This is a genomic window from Acidovorax sp. CF316, from assembly GCF_000276605.1.
Classification (GTDB): Bacteria; Pseudomonadota; Gammaproteobacteria; order Burkholderiales; family Burkholderiaceae_C; genus Acidovorax.
Genome location: NZ_AKJX01000260.1, coordinates 1 through 2,308, shown reverse-complemented (window position 1 = coordinate 2,308; position 2,308 = coordinate 1). Strand labels below are relative to the sequence as shown.

Annotated in this window: 2 protein-coding genes; both read right to left on the bottom strand. The window is 59.7% G+C overall.

Annotated elements, in window-relative coordinates; all coding sequences use genetic code 11:
- Positions 1-558 (bottom strand): hypothetical protein (locus PMI14_RS35280; RefSeq protein WP_035206278.1); only part of this gene is annotated, 558 nt, incomplete at its 3' end.
- Between the two features lie 1,168 nt (positions 559-1,726).
- Positions 1,727-2,308 (bottom strand): hypothetical protein (locus tag PMI14_RS35140; protein WP_157405915.1); only part of this gene is annotated, 582 nt, incomplete at its 5' end.

The window sequence follows — 2,308 nt, the reverse complement described above, 5'->3', positions numbered from 1 at the left end:
CACCAGCTCGTGCGCGGCCACGGCCATCTCCTGGCCGGCTTCGATGTGGTCGGCGATGAGGAAGACGGTGTTGGTGTTGGGGTCGTAAAAGCCCTTGGCCAGACCTGTGTCCTGCGAGCCCATGTCCACCTCGCCTACCAGCGGCTCCCAGTGCGCCTGGATGTCGGCCGAGGTGGCCACCACCACACGGCCGAGGCCGTTGGCCAGCAGGCCCATGCTGTTGGTGAGTTTGGCAACTGCAGCGCGCACCGATTGAACGGTGGCGGGTTTGGAGGGCAGGCCCTTGGCTCGTGAGGGGCGGTCTGGTGGACTGCGGCTGAATTGCTGGCTCGATAGGGCGGGACTGGAGGGCTGAGAGGGCAGGGTGGCGCCTGCCGAGGCTTGGGCGCGCGGTGGCGGCTGCTGCAGCAACTGCCGCGCCTTGCCCACCTGGTCGAGCCCGACGAGCACGCCGCCCTTGCGCCGCAGCACGCGCTCCACGCCGCCTTGGCGCAGGCGCCCCTGCAGCTGTACGGGGCCGCCTTTGACCATCAGCGTGCCGTCGCGTTGCATCTCCATGACGGGCGCGGGCTGAGATGCTCCAGCATTCGTCTGAGAGCCATGAACTGTGCGGGCGGCCCTGGCACCCACTGGGTTGGGGCCACCTATGGAAATGCCAGCCGTTGGTGCTTGGGTCGCGGTGGGCGCAAGCTGTGCGGCCGTTCTGGCTCGAGGCAAGGTGCCTGTTGCCGATGCGCGCTGAGACCCCCGATCCGCCGGCGTGCCGCTTGGGCCTGCCGGTGCAGCGAGCGGGCTGAGCACCTGCTGTGCCAGTGCCGCCTGGTCCACGGGCACCAGGGTCACGCCCGCGAATGGCTCGGCACCGCGCACGCCGCCGGCCTGCAGGTGCGCCAGGATGGTGGCCTGGTCGCCGCCGATCACGAGCATGCCGAAGTCGAGGGCCTGGACCTGGGCGTCCATGGGGACGGGGGCTGGACTTGTGCCGCTGCGGTATGGCGGGCTGTGCCGTGCTGGGTAGTAGCGGGTGCTGCTTCTGCAGCGCTGACATCCACTTCGGCATTCAGTGTGGACGCTGTTGGGGCCGGAGCTGGGTGCCGGGTGCCTGGGGGACTGTCTCCGCCTGGCTCGCATCGCTGTTGACCTGTACGTGCGGCAAGGCGTTGGCGCCTTGTTGGGTGCCGCTGCGGTTGCCGTCAGTCGATGCTGGCAAGGGCGTCGCGGGGGTGGCCGATGGGGCGGTAGGTCCTGATGGCCTATTGTGCTGTTTGTGTCGGGAGAGTCTCGGCTTTCCCTGGCGGTAGCTACCTACGTCAAACTATTGGGTGACATTGAGCGCGGACTCGTCTTGGTAGCCAGTTGCTAACGACGTAGGGACCGGTGACGGCACCGGCATGAGGCAACTTGAGTTGCCGGTGCCGTGCGCACCTTATCACCCTGCGTTGCCGGCGGGACGCTTCGTAGGCACCTTCAGTGGGCTGAGGGCGCTCGACGTTCAGCCATGCGAAATCAAGATTTGCAAGGATTAATTTTTACTGTTTTGTGCCGCCTGTAGAAATCATGCCAAATTTCTCGGACATCCCCCAATTCCATCTCAAATATGCCAGCCACAATTAGCATGCAGTCGGAGGTTGTCCAGCCATCAAATTTTAGTCTCTCGAATACCTCATGGCTGCTTGCGCCAGAATTTTTCATCTCTATGTAAGGCCTCATTTTTTCGGATGTGGAATTATTCATTCTTCAAACGCTCCATTTTGCGCAATGTTGGCACATGCTTGCTGAATCCATAGCCTCTAATGAAGACGGATTCCCCTTCTGAAAAACCACGCTTAGCCAATAGTCTTGCGAGACGGGTATTTCTAATGTCTGCTCCAAACAGTTCCAGATGGCTAACTCCAAGAGTCTGACCTAGTGATCGTGCTTGGTTTGAAAAATTCATTATAGCTCCACTCTCATCGCTGATCAAATCCCAAATGCCTGCTCTCAAGATCCCTCTATCTAATTTGAAGACGTATATCACTGATTTTTCGGTGGATGGGTCTTCGAAAATCACCTGCTCACCTTGAAGGAACTCTCTGCGTTGTTTTGCATTCATTCCAAATTTATGGAGTTCTATTAAGGTGCGCCGGGAAGGTCGAGCAAGGAGTTGTGATCCTGGTCGTTTGGGCATGCTCACCGTCTCAATTTTTGTATGCCTCGATATTTTTTTGAATGATTTTCCTTTCCTTTTGATTGCTGTAGCGCGCTCCCGCTGCGCAATGCCAAACGCCAGGTCCACCAAATCCTGCCTATCAAAAGCCTGCGGATTGCC